At 60.9% G+C, this 20,840-nt stretch carries 18 protein-coding genes, 1 tRNA gene and 1 pseudogene; 16 read left to right on the forward strand and 4 right to left on the reverse strand.

What is annotated here, in order from left to right; genetic code table 11:
• The first annotated feature begins 305 nt into the window (after window positions 1–305).
• Both ACZ5IL_RS02730 and ACZ5IL_RS02735 read left to right on the forward strand, forming a co-directional pair.
• Window positions 306–1,340 carry an HAD family hydrolase gene (locus ACZ5IL_RS02730; protein WP_464595015.1) on the forward strand — a complete coding sequence of 345 codons (1,035 nt, stop codon included), beginning with the start codon at window positions 306–308 and terminating at the stop codon, window positions 1,338–1,340.
• Between the two features lie 130 nt (window positions 1,341–1,470).
• Window positions 1,471–1,767: pseudogene (locus ACZ5IL_RS02735) on the forward strand (transposase); the annotation flags it as partial.
• Between the two features lie 584 nt (window positions 1,768–2,351).
• Here ACZ5IL_RS02735 and ACZ5IL_RS02740 read toward each other — a convergent pair.
• Both ACZ5IL_RS02740 and ACZ5IL_RS02745 read right to left on the reverse strand, forming a co-directional pair.
• Window positions 2,352–2,441, reverse strand: a tRNA-Ser gene (locus ACZ5IL_RS02740).
• A 366-nt stretch (window positions 2,442–2,807) separates the two neighbouring features.
• Window positions 2,808–3,935, reverse strand: a complete 1,128-nt coding sequence (locus tag ACZ5IL_RS02745) for an ROK family protein (RefSeq protein WP_464595017.1) — start codon at window positions 3,933–3,935, stop codon at window positions 2,808–2,810.
• Window positions 3,936–4,313: 378 nt separating this feature from the next.
• On the opposite strand from ACZ5IL_RS02745, the gene ACZ5IL_RS02750 reads away from it, so the two are divergent.
• The 7 genes from ACZ5IL_RS02750 to proB all read left to right on the forward strand — a co-directional run bounded on the left by ACZ5IL_RS02750 (window position 4,314) and on the right by proB (window position 12,448).
• Window positions 4,314–7,106 carry a hypothetical protein gene (locus ACZ5IL_RS02750; RefSeq protein ID WP_464595019.1) on the forward strand — a complete coding sequence of 931 codons (2,793 nt, stop codon included), beginning with the start codon at window positions 4,314–4,316 and terminating at the stop codon, window positions 7,104–7,106.
• A 68-nt stretch (window positions 7,107–7,174) separates the two neighbouring features.
• Complete coding sequence (locus ACZ5IL_RS02755; RefSeq protein ID WP_464595021.1) at window positions 7,175–8,047, forward strand: hypothetical protein; 873 nt, start codon at window positions 7,175–7,177, stop codon at window positions 8,045–8,047.
• Window positions 8,048–8,330: 283 nt separating this feature from the next.
• Complete coding sequence (rplU, locus tag ACZ5IL_RS02760) at window positions 8,331–8,846, forward strand: 50S ribosomal protein L21 (protein ID WP_464595023.1); 516 nt, start codon at window positions 8,331–8,333, stop codon at window positions 8,844–8,846.
• An 85-nt stretch (window positions 8,847–8,931) separates the two neighbouring features.
• Window positions 8,932–9,204 (forward strand): 50S ribosomal protein L27, encoded by a 273-nt coding sequence (gene rpmA / locus ACZ5IL_RS02765; RefSeq protein ID WP_079445558.1) that lies wholly within the window; start codon window positions 8,932–8,934, stop codon window positions 9,202–9,204.
• Window positions 9,205–9,341: 137 nt separating this feature from the next.
• Window positions 9,342–9,944 (forward strand): GNAT family N-acetyltransferase, encoded by a 603-nt coding sequence (locus ACZ5IL_RS02770; protein ID WP_464595025.1) that lies wholly within the window; start codon window positions 9,342–9,344, stop codon window positions 9,942–9,944.
• A gap of 181 nt (window positions 9,945–10,125) precedes the next feature.
• Window positions 10,126–11,202 carry a GTPase ObgE gene (obgE, locus tag ACZ5IL_RS02775; RefSeq protein WP_464595027.1) on the forward strand — a complete coding sequence of 359 codons (1,077 nt, stop codon included), beginning with the start codon at window positions 10,126–10,128 and terminating at the stop codon, window positions 11,200–11,202.
• A 106-nt stretch (window positions 11,203–11,308) separates the two neighbouring features.
• Window positions 11,309–12,448 carry a glutamate 5-kinase gene (gene proB, locus ACZ5IL_RS02780; protein ID WP_464595029.1) on the forward strand — a complete coding sequence of 380 codons (1,140 nt, stop codon included), beginning with the start codon at window positions 11,309–11,311 and terminating at the stop codon, window positions 12,446–12,448.
• Between the two features lie 101 nt (window positions 12,449–12,549).
• Here the strand turns inward: proB and ACZ5IL_RS02785 are convergent, their stop codons facing one another.
• Together ACZ5IL_RS02785 and ACZ5IL_RS02790 are read right to left on the reverse strand one after the other, a co-directional pair.
• Window positions 12,550–12,984 (reverse strand): hypothetical protein, encoded by a 435-nt coding sequence (locus tag ACZ5IL_RS02785; protein WP_464595031.1) that lies wholly within the window; start codon window positions 12,982–12,984, stop codon window positions 12,550–12,552.
• Window positions 12,981–13,241: a hypothetical protein gene (locus tag ACZ5IL_RS02790; protein WP_464595033.1), complete on the reverse strand. Its 261-nt coding sequence runs from the start codon at window positions 13,239–13,241 to the stop codon at window positions 12,981–12,983. Before ACZ5IL_RS02790 ends, ACZ5IL_RS02785 begins: the two co-directional genes overlap by 4 nt.
• Window positions 13,242–13,449: 208 nt before the next feature.
• Between ACZ5IL_RS02790 and ACZ5IL_RS02795 the strand changes: the two genes are divergently transcribed.
• From ACZ5IL_RS02795 to ACZ5IL_RS02825, 7 genes are all read left to right on the forward strand, one after another.
• Entirely contained in the window at window positions 13,450–14,742 is a 1,293-nt protein-coding gene (locus tag ACZ5IL_RS02795) for a glutamate-5-semialdehyde dehydrogenase (RefSeq protein ID WP_464595035.1), read from the forward strand.
• A gap of 91 nt (window positions 14,743–14,833) precedes the next feature.
• Window positions 14,834–15,424, forward strand: coding sequence for a nicotinate-nucleotide adenylyltransferase (locus ACZ5IL_RS02800; RefSeq protein WP_464595037.1), 591 nt, complete (start codon window positions 14,834–14,836; stop codon window positions 15,422–15,424).
• 284 nt (window positions 15,425–15,708) lie between these two features.
• The gene (gene rsfS, locus ACZ5IL_RS02805) at window positions 15,709–16,005 is read left to right on the forward strand and encodes a ribosome silencing factor (RefSeq protein WP_464596789.1); all 297 of its coding nucleotides are present in this window, start codon (window positions 15,709–15,711) and stop codon (window positions 16,003–16,005) included.
• A gap of 45 nt (window positions 16,006–16,050) precedes the next feature.
• Window positions 16,051–16,533 carry a 23S rRNA (pseudouridine(1915)-N(3))-methyltransferase RlmH gene (gene rlmH, locus ACZ5IL_RS02810; protein WP_464595039.1) on the forward strand — a complete coding sequence of 161 codons (483 nt, stop codon included), beginning with the start codon at window positions 16,051–16,053 and terminating at the stop codon, window positions 16,531–16,533.
• A gap of 139 nt (window positions 16,534–16,672) precedes the next feature.
• Window positions 16,673–17,980 (forward strand): murein hydrolase activator EnvC family protein, encoded by a 1,308-nt coding sequence (locus ACZ5IL_RS02815; protein WP_464595041.1) that lies wholly within the window; start codon window positions 16,673–16,675, stop codon window positions 17,978–17,980.
• On the forward strand, window positions 17,977–19,332 hold the full coding sequence (locus tag ACZ5IL_RS02820) for a S41 family peptidase (RefSeq protein WP_464595043.1): 1,356 nt from the start codon (window positions 17,977–17,979) through the stop codon (window positions 19,330–19,332). The genes ACZ5IL_RS02815 and ACZ5IL_RS02820 overlap by 4 nt, the downstream gene beginning before the upstream one ends.
• Window positions 19,333–19,487: 155 nt before the next feature.
• On the forward strand, window positions 19,488–20,693 hold the full coding sequence (locus ACZ5IL_RS02825; protein ID WP_464595045.1) for a divergent polysaccharide deacetylase family protein: 1,206 nt from the start codon (window positions 19,488–19,490) through the stop codon (window positions 20,691–20,693).
• The last annotated feature ends 147 nt before the right edge of the window (window positions 20,694–20,840 follow it).

Here is a 20,840-nt window from a genome sequence, read left to right on the forward strand (position 1 = left end):
TCTATTCTGGTTTTTCTCCAGCCGAGGTCGGGGGTGAATCCATAAGCTCGGGCGGCCTGCAGATGCTCGCTTTGTGCGATCATCCGAAGCGGAAAACGGCATGCATTCCCTTCTCATCCGATCGGAACGTTTCACATTCTCGATAGCAGCGGTTTATCCACGCGAGACCGGCGCGAATGCGATCATACGACTTCAAACCCACCGCGCGCGTACCAACCCAGAGGTTCGAACATTGGGTCCACGCATAATCATGCATTGATTTAGATCAAGATCGCCTTACTCTCCGGATGAAAGGAAAGACGATCATGAACTCGGGGTCTCCTCATATGCACCGCCGCGCTCTCCTCTCGTCGCTGACGATGATACCCTTGCTCGCGGCTTCGCTTCGTTTCACCTCAGCCGTGGCACAAGCGCAAGGCGATCCGCTACCGTCATGGAACGAGGGCGCGACCAAAGCTTCAGTTCTCGATTTCGTCGCGCGCGTCACAACGCAAGGCGGACCATTCTTCGTTCCAATCCACCAACGCATCGCGACCTTCGATAACGACGGCACCCTTTGGGTCGAGCAACCGATGTATGTCCAGTTGGCCTTTGCGCTCGATCGCGCGAAAGCGATGGCGCCAATGCATCCGGACTGGAAGACCAAGCAGCCCTTCGCAGCGGTGCTGGACGGCGACTTGAAGGCCGTGGCGGCTTCCGGCGAAAAGGGTTTGGTCGAAATCATCGCCGCGACGCATGCCGGCATGACCACTGCAGAATTCGAGAAAATCGTTAGCGATTGGCTCGCGACCACGCGAGATCACCGTTTCAATCGGCCTTATATCGAACTGGTTTACCAGCCGATGCTCGAATTGCTCGCTTACCTCCGGGCCAACGGCTTCAAGACCTACATTGTCTCAGGCGGCGGTATCGAGTTCATGCGCCCATGGACCGAGCAAATCTACGGGGTGCCGCCGGAGCAGGTCATCGGGTCGTCGATTAAGACTAAATTTGAGATGAAGGACGATGAGCCGACACTTTTCCGGCTGCCCGACATGAACTTTATCGATGACAAGGCTGGAAAGCCGATCGGCATCAACGAGCACATTGGTCGCCGTCCGATCGCGGCATTCGGAAACTCCGACGGCGATCTCGAAATGCTGCAATGGACGACGCTCGGCGCCACCGGCGCACGGTTCGGTCTGATCGTCCACCATACCGACTCCGAACGCGAATACGCCTACGACCGCCAGTCGCATTTTGGGAAACTCGACATAGCGCTCGACGCCGCTGCGGTGAATAGGTGGACAGTGGTCGACATGAAGAAGGACTGGAAGCGGATCTTTGCATTCGATAGATGAGCCGGCTAACTATGGCACACCTCGGCTCGGCGAGTTTCCGCTTTGGTGTTCGTCGTCAGCGCCCCTGAGACATATTAAGGGACTTTCGGAAAGGAGGATTTCTGGTTCATCGTAGCCGCGAGGAGCGCAGCTGAAGCAGAAATCTGGGCCTGGCAAAGCGCCAGCAGACCAAGTGCTGAAGGACATTCGGCGTCAGACCCGCCGGCAGTATTCGGCCGAAGAGAAGATCCGCATTGTGCTGGAGGGATTGCGCGGCGAGGAGAACACCTCCGAGCTCTGCCGCCGGGAAGGCATCGCCGCCTCGATGTATTACGGCTGGTCGAAGGAGTTCCTCGAGGCCGGCAAACGCCGATTGGCCGGTGACACGGCGCGTGCCGCGACCTCCGGCGAGGTGAAGGATCTTCGTCGTGAGGCCGCGGCCTTTGAGGGAGGTTCTCGATCCGATCGTCGTCCGAATAGACGAGCGCGTCGTCGAGAATAACCGGCGCCGGCCGGCCGTCGCGGGCCGGACCGCCATCAGCCGCTCTTCGGCTTCGGCAACAGACGCCCGAACCTGCACCGGATCCTCTTTCAGTTCGAGGGCATCGGTATCGACCGCGCTTTGAGCGGCGAGCTCCTCCCTGAGCTTGGGCAAACCTTCCGGCGTAAGCTGGGACAGCCGGCCACGCAGTTGGCCAAGCCCGGAATCCATCTGCTGAGCTTGAACTTGCCTCGCCCGTGCGGCGGCGACGTCATCACGCCCATCGAAGCGAGGAGCGAGCGTCGCTTCGCCTGGCCTCCGTGTTGTCGAGTTGCTCCTTGATCTGGGAAAGGCGCCAGCAACGCTTTCAGCGCCGGGGCCCGAGACAACGTTTCTGTGATCGTCGCATGCCCGGACTAGGTGGACCTAAGTTACCCGCAATTCGCGGCCAAGCTCTTTTCAAGGTGCGAACGGAATATGGGCTGATATATATGGGCCGACAAGTCGTCTGATTTGTAGCGTGCTGATTTATAAGCACTTATGACGCTATATGGCGGAGAGGGAGGGATTCGAACCCCCGATAGGCTTGCACCTATGCCGCATTTCGAGTGCGGTGCATTCGACCACTCTGCCACCTCTCCAGGGGCCGCCCGGGCGGACGGGGTCGCGTTTAGCGTGTTTTCAGGCGAAGTGGAAACAGGTTCGCGCGAAGAACGCGCGCATTGATACATTGCCGCGGGATCAAATGCAAAATCGAACCGGCAGCGAGGTTCGCCATGGAAGCCGGGGACAAACCGAGGCCATCGGTGCCTCGTTGTGGCTGAGTGGTGGGACCGCCGGACGCGATAATAACCGGCGGTCCCGTGCCGCGTCATTAAAATCGTGGCCGGAAGTGCTGCTTCGCGGACCACCTGCGCGACCATCCGACCGTAGCGGTCTTTGCGCAACCGGCAACGCGATCCGGATTTTAACCTCACCAATCAAGGTTACTTTGTTGTGAAAGGAGATCAGTCCTTGGCTTTTCTGTCTTTCTTATCTTTATCTTTTCCGTTCTCGAGATTCTTTTCTTTTTTGTTCTCTTTCCTGCGATTGGTGTAGCGCGCGTTGCCAAGGCCGGTACCGATGGTCAATACGCCCCAGCGTTTGACATCCTGCATGTAGGGCATTTCGCTCAGGCCCTGCACCATGCCGTCGTTATGCATGAGCACGGTGGTGTCGTGACCGCAGATCTCCGGAATGGCCTCGATTAGCAAACCCGGCAGGTTGAACCTGCTGCTCTCCCAGTTCCCCGGAAGATTCTGCGCGCCTTTCTCGATCGATCCGTCCTCCTCGATTACGCCCGGACAGGAAATGCCGATGAAAGGCGCGAGCTTTAGCCCCTGTTTTTCCGCCTGCGAAATGAGGTCCTTCAGCATCTTCGCAAGTCTCTTCACCGCGCTCTCGCGGGTTGGCTCGTTGTCGGCATGACGCCACAGCTCGGACTTCCACACCCCGGCTTTGGACAGGTCGGCAGCCTTCTTCCATTTCGTTTCAACCACTCCGCAGCGGATGTTGGTGCCGCCGATATCAACCGCCAGAATGCTGTCGAACGCCTCGAAGATCCAGGAGGGCGCCAGATGCAGGCAGCCGATCAGCCCGGCTTCGTCGGGGTCGAAGCGAATCGGAATCAGGTGGATTTTGTGACCCTCGCTTTTCAGCAACAGGTCGGCGCGAGCGATCGCGATCTCGCCGACACGGCTTTTGCGAAAGCCGCCGCCGACCACGATGCATTCGGTGTCAGTCCAAGCCTTGGTCTTGAGGAAGCGCCCGGTCACATAGGCCAGTTCCTGCGCGAATTCCTCGATCGCCCCGTGCACCAGCGCCGCGGCCTCGATGTCATCGCCGACCAGCATCTGATCGAGCGATCCTTTGCCGATCTCGGCGGATGGGGTCTTGCCGAGCGGATCGTCGCCGTTTTTCTTCAGCGGCTTGCGCAGGTCGTCGAGAATTTTCCGGAAAGCCCCCTTACAGGCGCGGTCACCGAGAAAACCCTCCTCGTCCTTTAACTCGATGTTGTAGCTGTCGACGTCCACGGATGGCAGCCGCAGAACACCGTGCTTGCCGATGCCTGCGGTGCTTGCATTGCCTTCGGCCATTGCGCCCCTGCTGTTGTTGGTATTCCCGGAACACAACGGCGTGGGAACCGGATGGTTGCAACGGCCCGGTCAAATCGTCGCAGCGCCGTCCGCTCGCGCGGGCCGATTTCACGGGTACATCGATCGAATCCCACTGGAATCAGCGGGCTATGCACCCCCCAACGCAGCGCGCCGCCCGGCCGGACAATCGGAGCATTGACCCTCCAGTTAACACCCGCGATATCGCTGTCTGGCGCCGCGAAAGGTTTGATGCTTACGTTCGGCGTAGACTGCAAGGCATTTTCAGAAGACCCAGTTTTTCACGTCGCGTCGTTTCGCGAAAACATTCGACCGACCTATTCAGGGCATTTCATTGTGGGATTTTCTTACCGGAGCTGTTTGCTCGTAGCCGCCTGCACATTCGGATTTGCCGGTTCAGCTCTTGCAGCCGATCTCGCCGGCACCTGGCAAGGCAATTATTCGTGCGGCGCAAACCGCGACATTGCCTTCACACTCGACCTGCAACAGTCGGACGCCAAATTCGAAGGCACTTTCCGTTTCGCTGTGCCGAAATCGCGCGACAAAGGCGGCGCTTACAAGGTCAGCGGCAGCATCGATGCCAAGGGCGGGTTTACTTTCGTGCCGCGCGACTGGATCGAACGCCCTAGCGGCTACACTGCGGTCGGACTGGTCGGACGCCTGCGTGACAATGGCTTGATGATCGAAGGCACTATGCCGGGCTGCGGCGGCATTGGCGACAATTTTACCGCCACGCGCAACACCGCAGCGGCGCCATCGGGTAATGCCGCGGCCGCGAATACGCCCGTCACCAAACCGCAACCGCCCAGCGGCGGCAAGCTTCAGGGACAATGGCGAGGCACAATAACGTGCACGGCGAAGCGGCGCGAATCCGAGACGCACGACGCGCAGGCCGACATCGTTCAGGACGGCGACCAACTGGCTACGATATTTCGATTTAGAACACTGAATAAGGCACGCCCCGGCGTTGCCGAGACCGCCGAACAGATCGTCGTTACCACCGGTCACGCAGACAGCAGCCAGGTGAAATTTGACGCCGGTTTGGTTGTCGAGGGAAATCCGCGGTTCTCTTTCAAGATTGACGACGCGCTGCTCGATCCATCGGGCAAACAGCTGGCCGGCAACGTGACGGCGTCCGACTGTCAACAGATCAAGCTTGAACGACACGGCGAGAGCAAGCCTATCGCGCTCAACGCCAACATGGCAGGCGTTTGGATCTACGCTGGCCGCGGCCATACCGACCTGACGGTGTCGTTTAGCAACGATGGCTTCGCCGAATTGTTCGCCTCCATGCCCGACGATCAACCGCCCGCCGCGCGCGACCGGCTGCGGCGCGTGCTGGTGCCGCTTTACGTCAACGATCATCGGACCATTCTCATGGTGGCCGGAACTCGTGAGGCCACCGGAATATTTCGGCCCGAAGGTAGCGGTCCGCAGTATCATGTGCTGTCGCGCGCGCGCGCTTACATTATGTCGACCGTCGGTGACAACCTGGCTCTTGTGCCGGTGTGGAGCACGCGGGATATCTGGGAAGCGCCTGGGGGCGATGCACAGACTTCGCTGCGCAAGCCGCCCAACGAAATGCTGCTGACGCGCGCCGACCCAACCTTGCAGAAACAACTCGACGCGGGGCGAACGCCACCGGTCAAGCTGGCGGATGGCATCGGTGGGCTGCTTGCCGCCGCGCCCTCGCGCCAAGATCAATGCACGGTGTTGCGAAACTGGATCGCGCCATTTGTCGCCGACACCGACCTCAATCGCATGAGCCTCGATGCCGGCACACGCGTGATCATGGATGCTTTCGCCAATAAAGCATTCGTGCCGGTGTTCGGCCTGCCGTTTGCGGACATGCAGGAGGCGCAACGGCGCTCGATCTGGGAGTTGATGCAGACCCATTGCATCCGCGCCATGAAAATCCAGGCGCTCAACAATCTGGTGGTTACTAACCCGTTCTTGAATGAGCGCCACTTCGTCGACATCGCCTCGCTGTTGTCCAACCGCGCCGAGGCGGACAAGTGGTTCGACGAAATGGTCCAGACCGTCGGCCAGCTGCCGCTGGAGCGTCCGGCGCTGGAACGGATTGCCGCGATCGGCAAGGAGGCGGTGAGCCGCTACAACGACGTCGCACCGGCGAGGAAAGCTGCGTTCGAGGGCAGCCTCAAGACCAAAACCAATCAGGTGCTCGAGAGCGTTTTCAGCCAGGATCTGAAGTCGCTGATCGCCGCCGACGATAGTCTCGCAACATTGAGCAAGCTGTCGGACTTGCTCGGCACCATCGAGAAGTCGTTGCTGCCGCAAGAGCGACGGCAAGTTCTGGTGCAGCAAGCGGCGCCGAAGGCGAATGCGATTGCGCAGCCGCTTTACGTCGGGGCGGTCGCTCAGGCCGAGGCAGCACCGCAATCGCTCGATGGACTCGCCGCCATCCGGCGCATCTGGGCCGAACTCGCGCCGGTGTTGCGCATGATGGCGGCGCATTTCACGCCGGACCGTGACGGCTCGTTGCGCGCCGTGTCGGCGCGCGAGCGCACTCTGTTGGACGACACCGCGATCCAGCAGGCGTTCCGGACGGCGATGCTGGCGGTCAAACCGGCGGGCGATCCGGAGACCAGCGTGCGGAACGAAGCGTTGAAATATGTCGACGCCCGGACCATCGACGACGGACCGGGTGCGATCGGGGCTTATCAGACCGCCGTCAACGACGGCGTCGCGCGCGCGGAAATGCGGCTGATCGATTTCAGCGAGGGCAGCGCCCTGGCCGAGCCTGGCGAGCCGACCGCGGAAGGCATCTTCCTGCTGGTCAACCAGCGGCTGACCAAGGCTAATCAAGCAATTCGCGACTTAGAGCGGCAATGCCTCTCCGGCGGCTACCGCAACGACCCGGTCCTCGGCATCGAGTGCCTGCAAATCCTGGCGCTGACCGGCGGCAAGGGCGGCATGCGGGTGCGCCTGACCGCCTTCAAGAAAATCAGTTGCGCCAAGGATGCCGGCCAGAGCCGCTATCGCTGCCTGTTCTCGGTCTCTCATACCAGCAATAGTCCGGCGATCACCGGGCGGTTGGGGCAGCTTTTCTCGGCGCCCGGCGTGCAGGACAGCCTGTTCATCCGCAACACCGACGGCTGGACAATGGTCAGTGGAGGCCGCGATTCCCGATGAGCGCAACTTGGTGCAGCAACAGTCCCGCAGGTCGGACCGCACCGATCCGGTCGCGCCAGAACGTGACAATGAAGCAGCCAGCGGCGCGGACTCACGTCGGAACCATGGCGGGCCTGACCTTGGCAATCTTGCTTGCCGCTCCTTCGTACGGCATCGCGCAGCAGCGCGTGCCGGCGCGATTTCAGGGCGTCTGGCAGAACATGGAAGGCAAAACCGGCGTCTGCAAACAGGCCGATTGGGGCACCGCCGCGCAGACCGATACGCATATCCGCATCAGTCCGGAATCCGTTGATTATCACGAAACGCAGTGCCGTTACACGTCGGTCCCGACCCCCAAGGCTGATAACGGCAGCGGTGCGATCCGGCTGGCTCTTGCCTGTCGCGGCGAAGGCGAGACGTGGTCGGCGACCGAAATCTGGCAACTGCAAAAGATCAACGAACAGTCCATGTTGCTGGTCGCCTCACTGAACAGCAAGCACCCGTACATTTTCGCCTATCAGCAGTGCGTTGCGGCCGCCCATGGTACGGCGCCGTCGGACAGCAGCGTGTCGTCGCCCGCGAACGCCCCGCCAGCCAAGTCGATCGCTGCCGCCAGCCTGCCCTTGCAGCGCGGATATTATGTCGCCAGCGACACCCCCTGCGGCCAGGCATCCAACGCCACGCTGCAATTGCTTCGCCGCGGCGGCATCGGCGCGGCCCGTACGCTCTGCGAATTCAAGGCGATCGAGCAGACCGGCCCGACCAGCTACCGCGTGCGGGAATCCTGCAGCGAACTCGGCGGCACGACCGCCGCCACGGAGACTGTCAGCTACGAGATCGCAAACGACCGCAGCTTCACGACCCGACGTGCAGACGGCGCCGACTATAACGCCCGCTATTGCGTCCAATCCAGCCTTCCAAGCCCTTGGCGCGATAACGATATTCGCAGCCTCATCAAATAGGCGGCCGTCAGGCCAGCGCGCTGCCGCCTTAGCAGGCTAGAATGGCCGAAAATCCGCCAAATCCGGCATTTTCGCCGGCATTTGCCGAGCGGTTGCCTTGACTCCCCTCGCTGGGCCACTATAAAGCCGCCAACCGGCGCAGGGTGCTTCCCGCGCCGCTTGTTTTTGTGCGGCCGGCAGGCTTTCGCCCCGAGCGCGCGGAAACGATATTAACCCATGCGACTGAACAAAAAGCCGGCCCGGACCTGTCCGAGGCCGGGATCGAACACGAAGGAATAAAACGATGTTCGCAGTCATCAAAACCGGCGGCCGGCAGTATCGTGTCGTTCCGGATGATGTACTTGAGATTGGCAAGATCGCCGGCGAGGTCGGGACGATCGTGCAGCTTGGCGAGGTTCTGGTGCTGGGCGGCGACACGCCGGTGCTTGGCGCGCCCACCGTGGCAGGCGCCTCGGTTGCGGCGGAAGTGCTGCAGCACAAGCGCGGTCCCAAGGTGATCGCATTCAAGAAGCGTCGTCGGAAGCATTCGAAGCGTAAGCGTGGTTATCGCGACGAAATCACGATGCTGCGTATCACCGAGATTCTGGCTGACGGCAAGGCTCCGACAATCGGGCCGCGCCCGAAGAAGGAAAAGGTCGTCAAGCCTGCCGAAGGCGAGGGTAGCGACGAGGCGCCGAAGGCCGCGACGAAAAAAGCCGATTCTAAAAAGACATCCGCCAAGAAAGCTGCTGCCGAGGCTCCGGCAAAAAAGGCTCCGGCTAAGAAGGCCGCTGCCAAGAAGGCGAAATCCGACGATTAAGAGCAATTAAAAATCTCCGTGAGAGAAAATGAATGATTCTGTCACGGAAATGATCTAGAGATACGGACGAAGTTGGAGACGGGCGATGGCTCACAAAAAGGCAGGCGGTTCTTCGCGGAATGGACGCGATTCGCACGGCAAACGCCTTGGAATCAAGGCGTTCGGCGGCGAGCGCGTGATTCCCGGTAACATCATCGCCCGCCAGAGGGGGACCACTTGGCATCCCGGCCTTAATGTTGGCATGGGCACTGACCATACCCTGTTCGCCAAGGTCGAAGGTCGCGTCGCGTTTCGCGTAAAAGCCGGCGGCCGCACTTTCGTATCGGTCCTCCCGATGACGGAAGTCGCAGCCGAGTAGACGGTGGATGACATCACGTCCGCCGGTACCTGTTGAACCGGTGGGGCATCGATGGCTCCAAGGGGAGGCGGGAAACCGGCCTCCTTTTTTATTTTGCGCTCGCATGAAGGCTTGCGTTCGCATCACGGAGCCCGACCATGCTGCAGGACATGCCCATCCCCACGCCCTTGCTGCGCGATCGGCGGTCGTTTGCGCTTGAGACCGAGCGGTTGACGCTGCGCAAGCCGGCCCATGCGGACGCCAGGGTCATTGCGGCGCTCGCTAACGACCGTCGCATCGCGGAGATGGCGCGCCGTCTGCCATATCCTTATACGCTGGATGACGCGGTTCGCTTCGTCGACGCCGTCGCGTGCGATAGCCGCGAGATGGTGTTTCTGGTCGAGCACCATCATGTGCCGGTCGGAGTAGCTGGCGTTGATTGGAGCGAGCCAGATGCGCCTGAACTGGGCTATTGGTTCGGCGTGGATTATTGGGGCCGTGGCTTCGCTACCGAGGCCGCGCGCGCGGTGATCGACTACGCCTTCGAGGAGTATAACGTCGATCGCATGGTCTCCGGCGCGCGTGTGGTCAATCCGGCCTCGCGCAACGTGCTGGAGAAGTGCGGCTTCCAGTGGACCGGCGTCGAACTGCACCGAATCAGAGCGCTCGGCTCGTCCACGCCGATCGATCGTTTCCGTCTGTCCCGCAGCGTATGGTCGTCGCTGAAGCATTGGAATAGTGCGGCTCGTCGCGAACGGTGACATCTTGCGGAACGGCATGCCGACGCGTTTTCTTCACCCGAGCCGGCATCCATCCCCGGGGCAAGCCGGAGGACATGCTTCGCCCGAAAGCGCTTCATCTGACGATTTCAGGCAACGGCCGTGATCTGATCACGATGCAGGGCCGTTGCCTCGCCAGTCCACCTATCCTACCTAATCGGTTATGAAATTCCTCGATGAAGCCAAGGTCTATATCCGTTCCGGCGATGGCGGTAACGGCTGCGTGGCTTTCCGCCGCGAGAAGTTCATCGAGTTCGGAGGTCCTTCGGGCGGCAATGGCGGACGCGGCGGCGACGTCATCGTCGAGGTCGCCAACGGTCTCAACACGCTGATCGACTACCGCTACCAGCAGCACTTCAAGGCCCCGAAGGGCGCCAACGGCATGGGCTCCGACCGCCACGGTGCCAACGGCAAAGACATCGTGCTCAAGGTACCGCTCGGGACCCAGATCATCGACGAGGATCGCGAGACGCTGATTCACGATTTTACCCAGCTCGGCGAGCGTTTCGTGCTGGCGGAAGGCGGCAATGGCGGATTCGGCAATGCGCATTTCAAGTCGTCCACTAACCGCGCCCCGCGCAACGCTAATCCCGGCCAGCTAGGGGAGGAGCGCTGGATCTGGCTGCGGCTGAAACTGATCGCGGATGCCGGCCTCGTCGGGCTGCCCAATGCCGGCAAGTCGACGTTTCTCTCCAAGGTCAGCGCAGCGAAGCCGAAGATCGCCGACTATCCGTTCACGACGCTGCATCCGCAACTCGGCGTGGTGAATGCGGATGGCCGCGAATTCGTGCTGGCGGATATTCCCGGCCTGATCGAAGGCGCGCATGAGGGTGCGGGACTCGGCGATCGTTTTCTCGGACATGTCGAGCGCTGCCGGGTGCTGCTGCATCTGGTGGATGCCAGCGGCGATCATGCGGGCCGTGCCTACAAGATCGTGCGCGGAGAAATGGAGGCCTACGCCGGGACGCTTGCCGAGAAGATCGAGATCGTGGCGCTCAACAAGATCGACGCGGTATCGGCCGAGGATTTGAAGAAGCAGCGCGACCGCCTCAAGCGCGCCGCGAAAAAGACACCGCTGCTGGTATCAGGTGTCACGGGCGATGGCGTGCCGGAAGCATTGCGCGCGCTTGTCGAGGTCATCGGGCAAGCACCCGTCTCGGACAAGGCCAAAGGCGCGGATGCTTCGGTTGCGCAGGCGATAAAAACACCGGTGGCCCGGGCCAAGCCGTGGTCACCCTAGGCGATACCCGCGTAAGCAGGAACGATCCCATCGGTATTCCGCTTTCCTAGCCGCCGCTTTCATGTGATGAAAGCGGCGCTGTCGTTTCGATTGACCGTCGATTGCCATGACCCGCTCGCATCTCAAGAAATTTCGTCGCATCGTCGTCAAGGTCGGCTCGTCTCTTCTGATCGATGCCGCGGCGGGCAAGGTGCGCGCGGCGTGGCTGTCGGCGCTGGCCGCCGATATCGCGGCGCTTCATGGCGACGGCTGCGACGTGTTGATTGTCTCGTCCGGCGCGGTCGCGCTCGGCCGCAGCAAGCTGAAGTTGCCGCGCGGCCCGCTGAAGCTGGAGGAGAGTCAGGCCGCAGCCGCCGTTGGGCAGATCGCACTGGCCCGGATCTGGTCGAAAGTGCTGGGCGATCACGGCATCGGCGCGGGGCAGATTCTGGTGACATTGCAGGACACCGAGGAACGCCGTCGCTATCTCAATGCGCGCTCGACCATCGCAAAGCTGCTCGAGTGGCGCGCGGTGCCGGTCATCAATGAGAACGACACGGTGGCCACCAACGAAATCCGCTATGGCGACAACGATCGCCTTGCCGCGCGGGTCGCCACCATGGCGAGCGCGGATCTGCTGATCCTGTTGTCGGACATCGAAGGGCTTTATGACGCGCCGCCTCATCTCAATCCGGAGGCAAAACTGATTCCGGTGGTGAAGAGGGTTACCGCGGACATCGAGGCGATGGCAGGCAGCGCTGCGTCCGAACTGTCACGTGGCGGAATGCGGACCAAGATCGAGGCAGCGAAGATCGCAACAACCGCCGGCACGCACATGCTGATCGCTTCCGGCAAGATCGAGCATCCGCTGCAGGCCATTATGGATGGTGGCCCCTGCACATGGTTTCTGACGCCAGCGAATCCGGTCACGGCGCGCAAGCGTTGGATCGCCGGTTCGCTGGAGCCGAAAGGCACGCTGACGATCGATGCCGGTGCGGTCACAGCGCTACGCGCCGGCAAGAGTTTACTTCCGGCAGGCGTGACCCGGATTGATGGGCATTTCGCGCGGGGCGATGCTGTCATCGTGCGCGGCCCAAATACGCATGAAGTCGGCCGCGGTCTCGTCGCCTACGATGCAATCGATGCCGACAAGATCAAAGGGCGCTCGTCTTCCGACGCCGCACAGCTTCTGGGGGTCAGCGGCCGCTCCGAAATGATCCATCGCGACGACCTCGTGGTCGGTGGGTCGCGCGGCGAGGCTGATTAGAGGGACTGTTTAGAAAGGACAGGTTTGATTGAATCGTCAAGCCCGGCTTTATGCCGGGCCATGACGAGTCCTAGAGCATTTTCTGGCTAAGTGGAAACGCATTAGCTGACTATGCTGGAGCCAATCATACTGTTTAAGATCGCGTAGATGGTTCCCATGGCCGTGATTCCAAAGGCAGCCGCCGCCATCGGGAGCAATATCTCGGTAGCCGCCTGCCTGGAGCTCTGCTGACTGCCCCAAACCGCAAATTTGCCCGTAATCCAATCTCGGAACGGGACCTCGTTCGGATGCTTGTCGTAGTCCGGCTGATGCCTGTACCACACCAGAAACGACCCGCTGAAACACAGGCCGGCCACCAGAAACAGAACGGTGATGAAGGCCAGCGGAAGTGCGACGAAGCTCTGCCTGTCAAAAAAGACCCATGCCATCAGTACAAACCAGGCAACGAGGCCGGCTGCAATCTTTGGGATGGTGGAGTGAAGCTGAGTATAAGTCTCGTTTGCTGGGTGGTTATGAGCGATAGGTTCTCTCGTCATGGAACATTACCTTTCTTTGATGCGCAATGCGGGCTTGACGGTTTTGAGGTGGAGTGGCGAGACGCCATAACCGCGGCAACGGGACTGGCGCGACCGCATTGAGCTAGCCAGCCGTACAGAAAGAAAACAGCGTCGATCACGGCAGGTTTCAGGGTCACGGAGAGTTGTGTGCTGTTGCTAAGCTGATACTCGGTGTGGTTTTGTTCGCCCTGGATTTCCGTTCGTGCTGCCGGAAAGTACATCGGCAACGCCAGCATCGAATCCTGCTCGGCACTAGCTGATGTTTCAATGTTTGATATGAGGCGTTATGCGCGAGCACAGCCGTTCGAGCGCATCGCTTCACTCGACGGTGACCCATGCCCCTTTCAGAGACTGTACGCTTTTGCCTCGCGCCTCGCCGGATATGGATTTCTATGCTAGGACGTGACCTCAAGAGAGAACAAACAGCGGGGATTACTATTTGACATGACTGCCTCCCTGAAGGCGGTCGGCGCCTCCGCCGATCTTTCGGTCTTGATGAGCGACCTTGCAACACAGGCGCGCGTAGCCGCGCGAGCGCTCGGTCTTGCTTCAGCGGCGCAGAAAAATCAGGCGCTCGATGCGATGGAGCGCGCGATCCGGAGACATGCGGCTGCGATTCTCGAGGCCAACGCGGAAGATGTCACTGATGCACGCGACGGCGGTGCGACGGCGGCTTTCATCGATCGTCTCACGCTGACGCAAGCGCGCGTGGAGGCGATGGCTGACGGCGTGAAGGTTGTCCGCGAGATCGACGATCCGGTGGGGCGCGTCACCGAGCGCTGGCAGCGACCCAATGGCATGACCATTGAGCGCGTGCGTGTGCCGCTCGGGGTGGTCGCCGTGATCTTCGAGAGTCGTCCCAACGTCTGCGCTGACGCTGGCGTGCTGTGTCTCAAATCCGGCAACGCTGTAATCCTGCGCGGTGGCTCGGAAAGCTTTCGCTCATGCCGTGCGATTCATGATTGTCTGGTGCAGGGATTACGCGAGGCGCAATTGCCGGAAGCGGCGATCACGCTGGTGCCGACGCGGGACCGTGCTGCGGTCGGGCTGCTATTGAGCGGGTTGAACGGCGGCATCGACGTGATCGTGCCGCGCGGCGGCAAAAGCCTTGTCGCGCGTGTCGAGGCCGAGGCGCGCGTGCCGGTGTTTGCGCATCTTGAGGGTGTCAATCACGTCTATGTCGATGGCGCTGCCGATCTCGCGATGGCGAAGGCGATCGTGCTCAATGCCAAGATGCGTCGCCCTGGCGTTTGCGGTGCGGCCGAGACGCTGCTGGTCGATCGCGCCGGTGCGCGGGACACTCTGAAGCCACTGATCGAAACACTGATCGATGCCGGCTGCGAGGTGCGCGGCGATTCCGTCGTGCAGGGTATTGATCCGCGGGTCAGGCCCGCGACCGATATTGACTGGGACACCGAATATGGCGAAGCGATCATTGCCGCGCGCGTGGTCGATGGTTGCGGTGGTGCCATTGATCATATCCAGCGCCACGGCTCGCATCACACAGACGCGATCGTGACCGAGGATCCCGAAACGGCTGCCCGGTTTCTTAACGAGGTTGATTCAGCGATCGTGCTGCATAATGCTTCGACGCAATTTGCCGACGGCGGTGAATTTGGCTTTGGCGCCGAAATCGGCATCGCCACAGGCAAATTCCATGCGCGCGGGCCGGTTGGCGCCGAGCAACTGACCAGTTTTAAATATCGCATACATGGTAGCGGGCAGGTCCGTCCGTGAGCGCAATCGGATCATCCTGCGGGTTGCGCGGGGATTGATTTTGGGGTCGCGTTCCGTCGTCTCACGCGCCATCCCGCTTCATTCCGATGGCATGCGCATAGGTCTGCTTGGCGGGTCGTTCAACCCGCCTCACGCCGCGCATCGTGCCGTCAGCCTGTATGCCTTGAAGCGGCTGGATCTCGACCGGGTCTGGTGGCTCGTTTCACCCGCCAACCCGCTCAAGGATGCGCGGGCGCTGCGCGCTCTCAGCGAACGCGCTGCTGCGGCGTCGGCAATAGCCAGTGATCCGCGGATCGATATCAGTTGTCTCGAAGCTGTCATCGGAACGCGCTACACCATTGACACCATAACCTATCTGCGACGCAGGTGCGCGAAGGTGCACTTTGTCTGGATCATGGGCGCCGATAATCTGGAGCAGTTTCATCGCTGGGAAAACTGGCCGCGGATCGCTGCCGCGGTGCCGATCGCGGTGGTCGATCGTCCGCCGCATAGTTTCCGCGCTCTTGCGGCGCCAGCCGCGCAGGCGCTTGCGCGGTGGCGTTTGCCCGAAGCCAGGGCCGACCGGTTGGCCACGCACCGCCTGCCTGCCTGGGTTTTCCTCACGGGAATGAAATCGCGGTTGTCCTCGACCGGCCTGCGGAACCGGGACGGAACATGGATGGACGGAAGCCTTAAAACATGAAGGCGCGGCCTCACTGGAATATTGAAACTTCCGCCCCTACATGCGTATTATAACCCATCGGTGCCGGGAGTCGGCGTCGGTACAGCGAAAGGAAATGGTCCCTGACCGCACCTGTATTGTCCAGGTCTGCTTCATCCTCCGCGCCGGGATCGTCGGCGCTGAAGAGAACGAAAGCCAAGACTGACGGGCCTAGAACACGAAGGACTTCGGCAGACGCCGTCATTGCGGAGGCGCAGCCGGATGTGGAACAGACCCTTAAGCTGATCCTTTCACGCCTCGAGGATATGAAGGCGGAAGATGCGGTCACCATCGACCTCCGCGGCAGGTCGGCTTTTTCGGACTACATGGTCATCGCCACCGGCCGGTCCAACCGCCATGTCGGGGCCGTTGCCGAAAATGTGGCCAAGGGCCTCAAGGATGCCGGAGTCAAGAAAGTCCATATCGAGGGCATGCCCAATTGCGACTGGGTGCTGATCGATTCCGGCGGTGTGATCGTGCATGTGTTCAGGCCTGAGGTTCGTGAATTCTACAATCTCGAGAGATTGTGGATACAAAACACGGCAACGGCGAAGACGGTCTGAACCGTTCGCCGCTGCGATTCAATTATCGCATGTTAGCGTGCGCAGATGCGACTCGTCGTCGTTGCCGTTGGTCGTCTTAAGCAGGGTCCTGAGCGGGAGCTCGCCGATCGCTATCGCGGACGCTTCGAGGATATCGGGCGCAAGCTTGGCTTTCGCGGCTTGGATATCCATGAAATTGCGGAAAGCCGCGCCCGCGATGTTGAGCAGCGCATTCGCGAAGAGGCGGCCGCAGTTCTTGCTTTGGCTCCCGAAGAGATGGTCCTGGTGGCGCTGGACGAAAAAGGTAAAAATATCGACAGCGCCGCGTTGGCGGAACATCTTGGCCGCTGGCGGGATGAGTCGGTGGCGAGCACTGTTTTTGTCATCGGCGGCGCGGACGGACTTTCGCCCGAATTGCGGCGCAGGGCTAGATTGAGCGTTGCGTTCGGTGCTGCCACTTGGCCGCATCAGATGGTACGCGTCATGTTGCTGGAGCAGATCTACCGGGCCGCGACCATCCTGGCCGGCCATCCTTATCACCGCGGTTAGTGCGCTCGGCTGAACGCGCCGGCGCGAACGGATTAACATAGTGCGAGCAAACGAGCGCCGATCACCTGAATTGGGACTGATCCAGGGCCTCCGTTCACGGTCCCAGGAGGTGCGATTCGGACAGTCGCCACCTGCTTCCATGCTTGTGATCTCAGCTTGTCTGCTTGCGGGTCTTTCGTCTGCGGTTTCGCCATCCGTGATGGCGCAGACCGGAACACCCTCGCCGGCCAACCCGTCGTCGGACGACATCAAACAGCGCGAGCGGGATCTGGACGCGGTACGGGCGCAGCAAAAGAGCGCGGTTGAATTGCAGGAGCGACTGAAGGCCGACATTGCGGCGATTGGTCAAAATCGCGCCAAGCTCAATCAGCAGTTGATCGATGTCGCCGCCAGTGTCCGTGACATCGAGACCAAAATTGCAGAGGCCGAAGCGCGCCTGCTGCCGCTCGACGCCCGCGAACAGGAAATCCGAGCCTCGCTGGATTCGCGGCGGTCGGAGATCGTGGAGGTGCTCGCCGCCCTCCAGCGTGCCGGCCGTCGCACACCGCCCGCTTTGCTGGTGCGGCCGGAGGATGCTTTGCAATCTTTGCGCACCGCGATTCTGCTCGGCTCCGTTGTGCCGGAGATGCGCGTGCGCGCGGAAAAGCTCGTGGCTGATCTCGATGAACTTGTCGGCCTTCGGAAATCAATCGCCGCCGAGCGAGATCGAATGGCGGCCAATCGCGACAGCCTCAAGGACGATCAAACCCGTTTGGCGACGCTGGTGGACGAACGACAACGGCAGCAAAGCGGTATCGAAAAAAATATGGCCGTGGAGGCGGCGCGCGCGCTCGAACTGTCGCGCCAGGTCGACACGCTGCAAGGCCTGATCGCGAAGATGGAGCAGGATCTCAAGAGCGCGGCCAAGGCGGCGGCGACAGCCAGCCGGCAAGGTGTTCCGGGAGCGCCCAACGGCAAGCCGAATCTGGGCGCCCTCAAGGATCCCGGCCGGCTCAGTCCGGCTATTGCCTTTGCGTCGGCCAAGGGCTTGTTGGCGCTGCCGGTTAACGGCACGAAGATTCGTGACTTTGGCGGCTCCGATGGTGCCGGTGGCGCGGAAAAAGGCATTTCGTTAGCCGCCCGTCCTGGCGCTCAGGTCACGACACCCTGTGACGGCTGGGTGGTGTATGCGGGACCGTTCCGTAGTTATGGACAACTCTTGATCCTCAATGCCGGTGGCGGGTATCATGTGCTGATCGCCGGCATGGAACGTATTTCGGTTAACATTGGCCAGTTCGTGTTGACCGGGGAGCCGGTAGCGACGATGGGATCGACTTCCCGTGTCGCCTCGATTCTCGCGGCAAACGCTAGTCAGCCCGTCCTCTACATTGAGTTCCGTAAGGACGGCACTCCCATTGATCCAGCCCCGTGGTGGGTCGCAAACAAAGGTCAAAAGGTTCGCGGATGATGCGCAAGGTTTCCCTTATTGTTCTCAGCGCCGCAGCGGGTGCCGCGTTGACGCTGTTCGTGACACAGCCGCGGTCTATGACGATGGGATCAAGCGCGCGAGCCGCAACGTCGGATACCTATCGCCAGCTCAACCTGTTCGGCGATGTGTTCGAGCGGGTTCGTACCGACTACGTCGAAAAGCCTGACGACAGCAAGCTGGTCGAATCGGCGATCAGCGGCATGCTCACGGGTCTTGATCCGCATTCGAGCTACATGGATGCGAAGAGCTTCCGCGACATGCAGGTGCAGACACGCGGTGAGTTTGGAGGTCTCGGCATCGAGGTCACGATGGAGGATGGCCTGGTCAAGGTGGTCTCGCCGATCGACGACACGCCGGCATCCAAGGCGGGTATCCTGGCAAACGACATCATCACCAATCTCGACGACGAGGCGGTGCAGGGACTGACCCTCAACCAGGCCGTCGACAAGATGCGCGGTCCGATCGGCACCAAGATCAGGCTAAAGATCATCCGCAAGGGACAGGACAATCCGATCGACGTGACGCTGGTGCGCGACAACATTCGCGTCCGTTCGGTTCGCTCACGGATCGAATCCGACGACGTCGCCTATATCCGCATCACGACATTCAACGAGCAGACCACCGAGGGGCTCAAGAAGTCGATTTCCGATCTGCAAAGCCAGCTTGGCGACAAGCTCAAGGGTTACATCATCGACCTGCGCAACAACCCGGGCGGGCTGCTTGAGGAAGCGGTGACCGTTTCGGATGCCTTCCTCGATCGCGGCGAGATCGTATCGACGAGGGGCCGCAATGCCGAGGAAACCCAACGGCGCAGCGCACATCCCGGCGACCTCACCAAGGGCAAGCCCGTGATCGTTCTGACCAACGGTGGGTCGGCATCGGCTTCCGAAATTGTCGCCGGCGCGTTGCAGGACCACAAGCGGGCAACATTGATTGGGACCCGTTCGTTCGGCAAGGGCTCCGTGCAGACCATCATTCCACTCGGGTCGGGCAATGGCGCGCTTCGGCTGACGACCGCGCGCTATTACACGCCATCGGGCCGTTCGATTCAGGCCAAGGGCATCGTTCCGGATATCGAGGTACTTCAGGATGTGCCCGATGAACTGAAGTCAAGGACCGATACCAAGGGCGAGGCCTCGCTGCGGGGGCACCTACGAAACGGCACCGACGAGAAGACAGGCTCGCAATCCTACGTCCCGCCGGACACCAAGAACGACAAGGCCCTCAAGATGGCCGATGACCTTCTGCACGGGGGCAAGATCAACGCCTCGTCACCGTCCCCCAGCAACAAGGCGGCGATTGAAAAGCCCGCGAACAAGGCAGCGAACTGATCCTTTGAAATAATCAGGTTTTTCGGATTCGGGCGGCCTCTGGGTCGCCCGAATTCGTTTGCGAGTGGGGTCACTTCGGGCGTCGCTGCCAGATCTCGCGTTGCCGCCTTTGCGAGCGCCCATGGTATTCTCGATTCGGATGATTCGAGGGGGCCATGGCCGATACCACCGACGATCTCAGCACGCCGCTTGGACAGAACTCCGCGCCCAAGCGCCGCTTACGGCTTCCTGTCACGCTGACACAGGTGGCCGTTTTTTTGCTGGGATCGATCCTTGTCGTCTTTCTGGGCTTTGTTTTCTTCAATCACGATCCTCTCGGCGGCGAACCCGTGGCGCGGGTTGCGATCCAGCAGACCTCGGTCAGCGACGACAAGCCTGCGGCTATCAGATCCGCGCCGCAGCAGCCGGACAGTGCCGCCGCCGTTGCCGCTCAATCCGCAACCGGACAGAAGACCATCACCATCATCGACGGATCCAGCGGATCGCGTCAGGACGTCGTCGTCTCCGGTCCTGATTCCAATACGGCGGACGCTGGCTCACCGGCGGTGGCAACGGGAGTCGGTCAGCATCTGTTGGAAAAGTCGCGTTATGGAATGATTCCGGTTGTCGCTGCCGACGGACTGAAGCCTTTCAAGGCTTATGCAATGGGCACCGAGGCGGATCGCGCGAAGGCTGCAAAGACGCCGGTTGTCGCCATCGTGGTTAGCGGTCTCGGCGTCGGTGCGACGAAAACCACCGATGCAATCATGAAACTGCCGTCAGCCGTAACGTTGGCGTTCACACCCTATGGCTCTGATCCGGGTAAGATGGTGGAACAGGCGCATGCGCAACATCACGAGGTGCTGCTGCAAGTCCCTATGGAGCCCTATGATTATCCCGACAACGACCCCGGACCGCAAACCCTGCTCACGACACTTGGCGCCGAGCAGAATATCGATCGCCTGCATTGGCAGCTGAGCCGCTTTCAAGGCTATGTCGGCCTGACCAATTTCATGGGAGCGCGTTTTGTCACTGCGGCTACGGTCATGCAGTCATTCATTCGTGAGGCAGCAGGGCGAGGTCTCGGCTACCTCGACGACGGAACTGCGGCGACGAGCGTCGCGGGTCAACTTGCGGAAAGGCAGGCTATGCCTTTCGCCAAGGCCGACCTGACCATTGATGCCGTTCCGACCTCGGTGGAGATCGACAAAGCGCTCGCAAGACTTGAGGAACTGGCAATGAAGCGGGGGACCGCCGTGGGCATGACTTCGGCGCTTCCGGTTTCCATCGACCGAATTGGCGCTTGGATCAAGGGTCTCGAAAGCCGTGGCGTGATGCTTGTGCCATTGACAACCGCGATGCTGAAATCAAAATCGAACTAGCCTTCCGCATTTGATAGAATCAGAAGCGTGGCTCTATGGTTTTGGCTGACGCGTTTTCTTCACGCGAACCGGTATCCACTTCGCTCGAAAACGCTTTAATACGAGTCCTTTCCGTGCTCAGGGCGGAGGAGGCGTGCAGGACATTGA

The sequence above is a fragment of the Nitrobacter sp. CN101 genome, from assembly GCF_055390255.1.

What these genes read in the sequence shown, in the direction of transcription:
- ACZ5IL_RS02815 (WP_464595041.1), top strand. Translation starts at nt 16,673, where the DNA reads ATGCTTGTGATCTCAGCTTGTCTGCTTGCGGGTCTTTCGTCTGCGGTT.
- ACZ5IL_RS02820 (WP_464595043.1), top strand. Translation starts at nt 17,977, where the DNA reads ATGATGCGCAAGGTTTCCCTTATTGTTCTCAGCGCCGCAGCGGGTGCC.
- rplU (WP_464595023.1), top strand. Translation starts at nt 8,331, where the DNA reads ATGTTCGCAGTCATCAAAACCGGCGGCCGGCAGTATCGTGTCGTTCCG.
- obgE (WP_464595027.1), top strand. Translation starts at nt 10,126, where the DNA reads ATGAAATTCCTCGATGAAGCCAAGGTCTATATCCGTTCCGGCGATGGC.
- ACZ5IL_RS02730 (WP_464595015.1), top strand. Translation starts at nt 306, where the DNA reads ATGAACTCGGGGTCTCCTCATATGCACCGCCGCGCTCTCCTCTCGTCG.
- rsfS (WP_464596789.1), top strand. Translation starts at nt 15,709, where the DNA reads ATGAAGGCGGAAGATGCGGTCACCATCGACCTCCGCGGCAGGTCGGCT.
- proB (WP_464595029.1), top strand. Translation starts at nt 11,309, where the DNA reads ATGACCCGCTCGCATCTCAAGAAATTTCGTCGCATCGTCGTCAAGGTC.
- ACZ5IL_RS02825 (WP_464595045.1), top strand. Translation starts at nt 19,488, where the DNA reads ATGGCCGATACCACCGACGATCTCAGCACGCCGCTTGGACAGAACTCC.
- rlmH (WP_464595039.1), top strand. Translation starts at nt 16,051, where the DNA reads ATGCGACTCGTCGTCGTTGCCGTTGGTCGTCTTAAGCAGGGTCCTGAG.
- rpmA (WP_079445558.1), top strand. Translation starts at nt 8,932, where the DNA reads ATGGCTCACAAAAAGGCAGGCGGTTCTTCGCGGAATGGACGCGATTCG.
- ACZ5IL_RS02800 (WP_464595037.1), top strand. Translation starts at nt 14,834, where the DNA reads ATGCGCATAGGTCTGCTTGGCGGGTCGTTCAACCCGCCTCACGCCGCG.
- ACZ5IL_RS02755 (WP_464595021.1), top strand. Translation starts at nt 7,175, where the DNA reads ATGAAGCAGCCAGCGGCGCGGACTCACGTCGGAACCATGGCGGGCCTG.
- ACZ5IL_RS02745 (WP_464595017.1), bottom strand. Translation starts at nt 3,935, where the DNA reads ATGGCCGAAGGCAATGCAAGCACCGCAGGCATCGGCAAGCACGGTGTT.
- ACZ5IL_RS02790 (WP_464595033.1), bottom strand. Translation starts at nt 13,241, where the DNA reads ATGCTGGCGTTGCCGATGTACTTTCCGGCAGCACGAACGGAAATCCAG.
- ACZ5IL_RS02785 (WP_464595031.1), bottom strand. Translation starts at nt 12,984, where the DNA reads ATGACGAGAGAACCTATCGCTCATAACCACCCAGCAAACGAGACTTAT.
- ACZ5IL_RS02770 (WP_464595025.1), top strand. Translation starts at nt 9,342, where the DNA reads ATGCTGCAGGACATGCCCATCCCCACGCCCTTGCTGCGCGATCGGCGG.
- ACZ5IL_RS02795 (WP_464595035.1), top strand. Translation starts at nt 13,450, where the DNA reads ATGACTGCCTCCCTGAAGGCGGTCGGCGCCTCCGCCGATCTTTCGGTC.